The sequence below is a fragment of the Shigella sp. FC1544 genome (assembly GCF_001722145.1).
Classification (GTDB): domain Bacteria; phylum Pseudomonadota; class Gammaproteobacteria; order Enterobacterales; family Enterobacteriaceae; genus Escherichia; species Escherichia coli.
The window spans coordinates 1-8,276 of sequence record NZ_MECT01000075.1 but is presented as its reverse complement, the minus strand read 5'-3'; the positions used below and the strand labels follow the sequence as shown (position 1 = coordinate 8,276).

The window sequence follows — 8,276 nt, the reverse complement described above, 5'->3', positions numbered from 1 at the left end:
ACGGTTGTGGCGCACGTCTTCGGTGAACGCACTCTGGCCACACTGGAGCGTCTTCTGAGCCTGCTGTCGGCCTTTGAGGTCGTGGTATGGATGACGGATGGCTGGCCGCTGTATGAATCACGCCTGAAGGGAAAGCTGCACGTTATCAGCAAGCGTTACACTCAGCGCATTGAGCGACATAATCTGAATCTGAGACAACATCTGGCAAGGCTGGGACGGAAGTCACTGTCGTTCTCAAAATCGGTGGAGCTGCATGACAAGGTCATCGGGCATTATCTGAACATAAAACACTATCAGTAAGTTGGAGTCATTACCCAGCCAGGGGCGAAAAAGGTCATTGTCTTATTTCATCGTGGCCATGAACATTCTGGTCGTCTACAACATATCGTTGATGAACTGGCGATGCCAGATACTGCTTTTTATGCATGGGATGCCCGGGGGCATGGAAAAACTTCGGGGCCGCGTGGTTATAGCCCATATCTTGCGCGTTCAGTGCAGGATGTCGATGAATTTGTCCGTTTTGCTGCCAGCGACAGCTAGGTTGGACTGGAAGAGGTGGTTGTGATCGCGCAAAGCGTCGGCGCAGTGCTGGTTGCCACATAGGTTCATGATTATGCGCCTGCAATTCGCGGGCTGGTGCTGGCTTCTCCGGCCTTTAAGGTTAAATTGTATGTGCCGCTGGCAGTCCTGCGCTGGCGTTATGGCATCGTCTGCGTGGTCTGTTTTTTATTAATTCCTATGTGAAAGGACGCTATTTGACCCACGATCGGCAACGGGTGGCGAGTTTCAATAATGATCCGCTGATCACACGGGCGATTGCCGTCAATATCTTGCTCGATCTCTATAAAACGTCTGAACGTATTATTAGAGATGCGGCGGCGATTACGCTCCCCACGCAACTTCTGATATCAGGCGATGACTATGTGGTGCATCGCCAACCGCAGATTGATTTTTATCAGAGATTACGTAGCCCTCTGAAAGAGCTGCATCTGCTGCCAGGCTTTTATCACGACACGTAGGGTGAAGAGAACAGGGCGCTGGCATTTGAAAAAATGCAAAGCTTTATTAGTCGTTTATATGCTAACAAATCGCAAAAATTTGATTATCAGCATGAAGACTGCACAGGACCATCAGCGGATCAATGGCGGCTACTTTCTGGTGGACCCGTGCCATTATCGCCGGTTGATTTAGCGTATCGCTTTATGCGAAAGGCGATGAAATTGTTCGGGACGCACTCTGCGGGCCTGCATCTCGGAATGAGCACCGGCTTTGATTCAGGCAGTTCGCTGGATTATGTCTATCAAAATCAACCGCAAGGTAGTAACGCATTCGGGCGCTTAATCGACAAAATCTACCTGAACAGTGTTGGCTGGCGCGGTATTCGCCAGCGCAAAACCCATTTACAAATACTGATTAAACAAGCCGTTGCCGATCTCCACGCCAAAGGTTTAGCCGTCCGCGTGGTTGACATTGCCGCAGGGCATGGGCGCTATGTACTGGATGCGCTGGCAAACGAGCCTGCCGTAAGCGATATTTTGTTACGTGATTACAGCGAGTTAAATGTTGCACAGGGGCAAGAGATGATTGCCCAACGGGGAATGTCTGGGCGGGTGCGTTTTGAACAGGGCGATGCGTTTAACCCGGAGGAACTCAGCGCGTTAACACCGCGGCCTACGCTGGCAATTGTCTCTGGACTGTATGAGCTTTTTCCCGAAAATGAGCAGGTAAAAAACTCACTCGCAGGTCTTGCCAATGCCATCGAACCGGTCGCATTCTCATCTACACCGGGCAGCCGTGGCACCCTCAACTGGAGATGATTGCCGGGGTGTTAACCAGTCATAAAGATGGTAAACCGTGGGTAATGCGCGTGCGTTCGCAAGGGGAGATGGATTCACTCGTGCGTGATGCCGGATTTGATAAATGCACACAACGGATTGATGAGTGGGGTATTTTTACGGTTTCGATGGCGGTGCGTCGTGATAACTGAACGTCGGAACGTATTGCTACAAGGCGCTGGCTGGTTATTGTTGCTGGCCCCGTTTTTTTTCTTCACCTATGGATCTCTTAATCAGTTCACCGCGGTTCAGGACCTTAACAGCCATGATATCCCCAGTCAGGTATTCGGTTGGGAAACGGCGATCCCTTTTCTTCCCTGGACTATTGTTCCTTACTGGAGTCTGGATCTTTTATATGGATTTTCGCTGTTCGTTTGTAGCACGACATTCGAACAGCGCCGACTTGTCCACCGGCTTATTCTAGCAACGGTAATGGCCTGCTGCGGTTTTTTGCTCTATCCGCTGAAGTTTAGTTTTATCCGTCCTGAAGTGAGTGGGGTGACGGGATGGCTATTTTCGCAACTTGAACTGTTTGATCTGCCTTATAACCAGTCTCCTTCGCTGCATATTATTCTCTGCTGGCTACTTTGGCGTCACTTGCGTCAGCATCTGGCTGAGAGGTGGCGTAAAGTCTGTGGCGGATGGTTTTTACTCATCGCTATTTCTACTCTGACGACCTGGCAGCATCATTTTATTGATGTCATCACAGGGCTGGCGGTAGGTATGTTGATTGACTGGATGGTGCCCGTCGATCGTCGTTGGAATTATCAGAAACCTGATCAACGTCGAATCAAAATAGCACTGCCATATGTCGTAGGCGCGGGCTCGTGCATTGTGTTGATGGAGCTAATGGTGATGATTCAGTTATGGTGGTCAGTCTGGTTATGTTGGCCAGTATTATCGCTACTCATTATTGGCCGTGGGTACGGTGGGCTTGGCGCGATAACAACAGGGAAAGATAGTCAGGGGAAACTCCCGCCCGCCGTTTACTGGCTGACATTGCCCTGGCGCATCGGGATGTGGCTGTCTATGCGTTGGTTTTGTCGTCGCCTGGAGCCGGTGAGCAAAATTACTGCTGGTGTTTATTTAGGGGCGTTTCCACGACATATTCCGGCACAGAATGCGGTTCTGGACGTCACCTTTGAATTCCCTCGGGGACGAGCGACAAAAGATCGACTCTATTTCTGTGTACCGATGCTGGATCTGGTGGTTCCGGAAGAGGGGGAGCTCCGACAGGCCGTGGCGATGCTGGAAACATTACGCGAAGAGCAAGGCAGCGTTCTGGTCCATTGCGCGTTGGGATTATCGCGCAGTGCGCTGGTAGTGGCGGCATGGTTGTTATGTTACGGACACTGTAAAACCGTTGATGAAGCGATTAGTTATATTCGAGCCAGACGTTCGCATATTGTGCTTAAGGAAGATCACAAAGCGATGCTGAAATTATGGGAAAACAGGTAAGTGGATTGAGATGTGGACTGAACTACAGTCCACATCAAGATCGTGTCCGGTTATGCAGCAACAATGCTGTCGATGGCCGCTTTCGCGTCAGACTGCGCTTTCGCTGCCATTTCCGGACCGCATGCGATCCCTTCGGCGAAGACAAATTTCACATCGGTAATGCCGATAAAGCCGAGGAACGTGGACAGATACGGCGTCACCAGGTCCGTTGGTCCATCTTTGTGGATCCCACCGCGGCTGGTAATAACGATGGCTTTTTTACCCGTTACCAGACCTTCCGGACCGTTCTCGGTATAGCGGAAAGTAACGCCTGCGCGTGCAACCAGGTCAAAATAGTTTTTCAACTGAGTTGAGATGTTGAAGTTATACATCGGTGCCGCAATAACGATAACGTCGTGGGCTTTCAGCTCGGCAATCAGCTCATCGGAAAGCGCCAGAGCTTCCTGCTGACGCGGAGTCAGCGGCGCATCGCTCGGACGCAGAGCGCCAACCAGTTCGCCATCCAGTACCGGAATCGGATTTGCAGCCAGGTCGCGAACGGTGATTTCATCAGCGGAGTGCTTTTTGCGCCATTGTTCAACAAAATAATCGGACAACTGATTAGACTGAGAGTACCCTGCCAGGATGCTGGATTTAAGAACTAATACCTTGCTCATGGTGTTTCCTTATAGATGTTTGAATTGGCGATGCCCCGTTGCTTGCTGACACTTTATTCACAATCCTGCCACAGAGATAGCGCAATAAATCGAAGCCTATGTTCGGATTTATTGAACAACGCATAGAAAGCCGCGATGTGGTACTCTATATCTATCATTTAAAAGAAAATTAATCAGGCAGACTACTGCCCACTAACGTTATGACAGAACAACAAAAATGGACCTTTACTGCTTTGCAGCAGCGGCTGGATTCGTTGATGCTGCGCGACAGACTGCGTTTTTCTCGCCGTCTGCATGGTGTTAAGAAGGTTAAAAATCCTGATGCACAACAGGCCATTTTCCAGGAGATGGCGAAAGAGATTGACCAGGCGGCAGGGAAAGTCCTGCTGCGTGAAGCGGCACGACCGGAAATCACTTATCCGGACAATTTGCCAGTTAGTCAGAAAAAACAGGATATTCTCGAAGCGATTCGTGATCACCAGGTGGTGATCGTCGCCGGGGAAACCGGTTCCGGTAAAACGACCCAGCTACCGAAAATCTGTATGGAGCTGGGGCGCGGGATTAAAGGACTGATCGGCCATACCCAGCCGCGTCGTCTGGCGGCAAGAACGGTGGCGAACCGTATTGCGGAAGAGCTGAAAACGGAGCCAGGCGGTTGCATCGGTTACAAAGTGCGTTTTAGCGATCACGTAAGTGATAACACGATGGTCAAGCTGATGACCGACGGTATCCTGCTGGCGGAGATCCAGCAAGACCGCCTGCTGATGCAGTACGACACCATCATTATTGACGAAGCACACGAACGCAGCCTGAATATCGATTTTCTGCTCGGCTATTTGAAAGAGTTGCTGCCGCGGCGTCCTGACCTAAAAATCATTATCACTTCCGCGACTATCGACCCGGAACGCTTTTCTCGCCACTTTAATAATGCGCCGATTATCGAAGTCTCCGGTCGGACCTATCCGGTGGAAGTGCGCTATCGCCCGATTGTTGAAGAAGCCGATGACACCGAGCGCGATCAGTTGCAGGCGATTTTTGACGCCGTAGACGAACTGAGCCAGGAAAGCCCTGGCGACATTCTGATCTTTATGAGCGGCGAGCGGGAAATTCGCGATACCGCCGATGCGCTGAACAAGCTGAACTTACGCCATACCGAAATCTTGCCGCTTTATGCGCGGCTTTCGAATAGCGAACAGAACCGCGTGTTCCAGTCGCACAGCGGGCGACGCATTGTGCTGGCGACCAACGTCGCGGAAACCTCGCTGACTGTACCGGGGATTAAATACGTTATCGACCCCGGTACGGCGCGTATCAGCCGCTACAGCTATCGCACCAAAGTGCAGCGTTTGCCGATTGAACCCATTTCACAGGCGTCTGCCAATCAGCGTAAAGGCCGTTGTGGTCGTGTGTCCGAAGGGATCTGTATTCGTCTCTATTCCGAAGACGATTTCCTCTCGCGCCCGGAGTTTACCGATCCGGAGATTCTGCGTACCAACCTGGCCTCGGTTATTTTGCAGATGACCGCGCTGGGGCTGGGCGATATCGCTGCGTTCCCGTTTGTCGAAGCACCGGATAAACGCAATATCCAGGATGGCGTGCGTCTGCTCGAAGAACTGGGCGCGATCACCACGGATGAACAGGCCAGCGCCTATAAACTGACGCCGCTCGGTCGCCAGCTCTCGCAACTGCCGGTCGATCCTCGTCTGGCGCGTATGGTGCTGGAAGCGCAGAAACATGGCTGCGTGCGTGAGGCGATGATTATCACGTCCGCGCTCTCCATTCAGGACCCGCGTGAGCGCCGATGGACAAACAGCAGGCATCGGACGAAAAACATCGTCGCTTCCACGACAAAGAATCCGACTTCCTCGCGTTTGTAAATCTGTGGAATTATCTTGGCGAGCAGCAAAAGGCGCTTTCTTCAAACGCCTTCCGTCGCCTGTGTCGTACCGATTATCTCAACTATCTGCGCGTGCGCGAATGGCAGGATATCTACACCCAGTTGCGTCAGGTGGTGAAAGAACTTGGCATTCCGGTTAACAGCGAACCGGCGGAGTATCGCGAAATTCACATTGCGTTGCTGACGGGTTTACTTTCCCATATCGGCATGAAAGATGCCGATAAACAAGAATATACCGGCGCACGTAACGCGCGTTTCTCCATCTTCCCCGGTTCTGGTTTATTCAAAAAACCGCCGAAATGGGTAATGGTGGCGGAACTGGTAGAAACCAGCCGCCTGTGGGGGCGCATTGCTGCGCGTATCGACCCGGAATGGGTGGAGCCTGTCGCTCAGCATTTGATTAAACGTACCTACAGCGAACCGCACTGGGAACGGGCGCAGGGCGCGGTGATGGCAACGGAAAAAGTCACTGTTTATGGTTTGCCGATTGTTGCCGCGCGCAAGGTCAACTACAGCCAGATCGATCCGGCGTTATGTCGTGAACTCTTTATTCGCCATGCGCTGGTGGAAGGTGACTGGCAGACGCGTCACGCATTCTTCCGTGAAAACCTGAAACTGCGGGCCGAAGTGGAAGAGCTGGAACACAAATCACGTCGCCGCGATATTCTGGTTGATGACGAAACGCTGTTTGAGTTCTACGACCAGCGCATCAGCCACGATGTAATCTCCGCTCGTCACTTCGATAGCTGGTGGAAAAAAGTCAGCCGCGAAACGCCTGATTTGCTCAACTTTGAAAAGAGCATGTTGATCAAAGAAGGGGCGGAAAAAATCAGCAAGCTGGATTACCCGAACTTCTGGCATCAGGGCAATCTCAAGCTGCGTTTGAGCTATCAGTTTGAGCCAGGCGCAGACGCGGACGGTGTGACCGTACATATTCCGCTGCCGTTACTTAACCAGGTTGAGGAAAGCGGGTTTGAATGGCAGATCCCCGGTCTGCGCCGCGAATTGGTGATTGCTCTGATTAAATCGTTGCCGAAACCGGTACGCCGTAATTTTGTGCCTGCACCAAACTACGCCGAAGCGTTTTTAGGCCGCGTCACACCGCTGGAGTTACCGTTGCTCGACAGCCTTGAGCGCGAGTTACGGCGGATGACCGGCGTTACCGTTGACCGCGAAGACTGGCACTGGGATCAGGTGCCCGATCACCTGAAAATCACCTTCCGCGTGGTGGATGACAAAAACAAGAAGCTAAAAGAAGGGCGCTCGCTACAAGATCTGAAAGATGCGCTGAAAGGCAAAGTGCAGGAAACGCTGTCCGCGGTGGCGGATGACGGTATCGAGCAGAGCGGCTTACATATCTGGAGTTTTGGTCAGCTGCCGGAAAGTTACGAACAGAAGCGTGGCAACTATAAAGTGAAGGCGTGGCCGGCGCTGGTGGATGAACGCGACAGCGTGGCGATCAAACTGTTTGATAACCCGCTGGAGCAAAAACAGGCAATGTGGAATGGTCTTCGCCGTCTACTGCTGCTAAATATTCCCTCGCCGATCAAGTATTTACATGAAAAGTTACCGAACAAAGCCAAGCTGGGACTGTACTTCAACCCGTATGGCAAAGTGCTGGAGCTGATCGACGACTGTATCTCCTGCGGTGTGGATCAACTGATCGACGCCAATGGTGGCCCGGTCTGGACGGAAGAAGGCTTTGCTGCGCTGCATGAGAAAGTGCGTGCCGAACTGAACGACACGGTGGTAGATATTGCGAAGCAGGTCGAGCAAATTCTTACGGCAGTGTTCAATATCAACAAACGTCTGAAAGGGCGGGTGGATATGACCATGGCACTGGGGCTTTCTGACATTAAAGCGCAGATGGGCGGGTTGGTATATCGCGGTTTTGTCACTGGTAACGGCTTCAAACGGCTGGGCGACACGCTGCGATATTTGCAGGCGATTGAAAAACGACTGGAAAAACTGGCGTTTGATCCACATCGCGATCGTGCACAGATGCTGAAAGTCGAAAACGTCCAGCAGGCGTGGCAGCAATGGATCAACAAACTGCCGCCTGCACGTCGTGAGGATGAAGACGTGAAAGAGATCCGTTGGATGATAGAAGAGCTGCGCGTTAGTTACTTCGCTCAACAACTTGGTACGCCTTATCCGATTTCAGATAAGCGTATTTTGCAGGCGATGGAGCAGATTAGCGGTTAACCCTGCTATTTGCCTAATAAATCTAAAACCCGGTAAGCATTTAGCGCCGGGTTTTTTATTAATTCTAAAACGGTAAGGGTAAAAATTCAGGAATTCAGGTAATGCTGCCAACTTACTGATTTAGTGGTAAGCGTACAGCCTGAACCGTCTGGTCAGAATCTGACGAATTAGACAAAGTGGTGTCCACCAAATAAGTAGTGGGAACCAAAGTGTCAGATATGCAGA

Annotated in this window: 2 protein-coding genes and 3 pseudogenes; 4 read left to right on the top strand and 1 reads right to left on the bottom strand. The window is 51.6% G+C overall.

What is annotated here, in order from left to right; translation table 11 throughout:
• The 3 genes and pseudogenes from BGK49_RS05550 to BGK49_RS05540 all read left to right on the top strand — a co-directional run.
• Positions 1-300: pseudogene (locus tag BGK49_RS05550) on the top strand (IS1-like element IS1X2 family transposase); the annotation flags it as partial.
• A gap of 15 nt (positions 301-315) precedes the next feature.
• Positions 316-1,987: pseudogene (locus tag BGK49_RS30325) on the top strand (bifunctional alpha/beta hydrolase/class I SAM-dependent methyltransferase); the annotation flags it as partial.
• Positions 1,977-3,293 carry a phosphatase PAP2/dual specificity phosphatase family protein gene (locus BGK49_RS05540; protein WP_000627388.1) on the top strand — a complete coding sequence of 439 codons (1,317 nt, stop codon included), beginning with the start codon at positions 1,977-1,979 and terminating at the stop codon, positions 3,291-3,293. The pseudogene BGK49_RS30325 and the gene BGK49_RS05540, both read left to right, overlap by 11 nt.
• A gap of 50 nt (positions 3,294-3,343) precedes the next feature.
• Here BGK49_RS05540 and azoR read toward each other — a convergent pair whose 3' ends face one another.
• Positions 3,344-3,949 (bottom strand): FMN-dependent NADH-azoreductase, encoded by a 606-nt coding sequence (azoR, locus tag BGK49_RS05535; protein ID WP_069375701.1) that lies wholly within the window; start codon positions 3,947-3,949, stop codon positions 3,344-3,346.
• 200 nt (positions 3,950-4,149) lie between these two features.
• On the opposite strand from azoR, the pseudogene hrpA reads away from it, so the two are divergent.
• Positions 4,150-8,051: pseudogene (gene hrpA / locus BGK49_RS05530) on the top strand (ATP-dependent RNA helicase HrpA).
• The last annotated feature ends 225 nt before the right edge of the window (positions 8,052-8,276 follow it).

Excerpts from the sequence above, each read along its gene's own strand:
- azoR (WP_069375701.1), bottom strand. The coding sequence starts at position 3,949 with ATGAGCAAGGTATTAGTTCTTAAATCCAGCATCCTGGCAGGGTACTCT.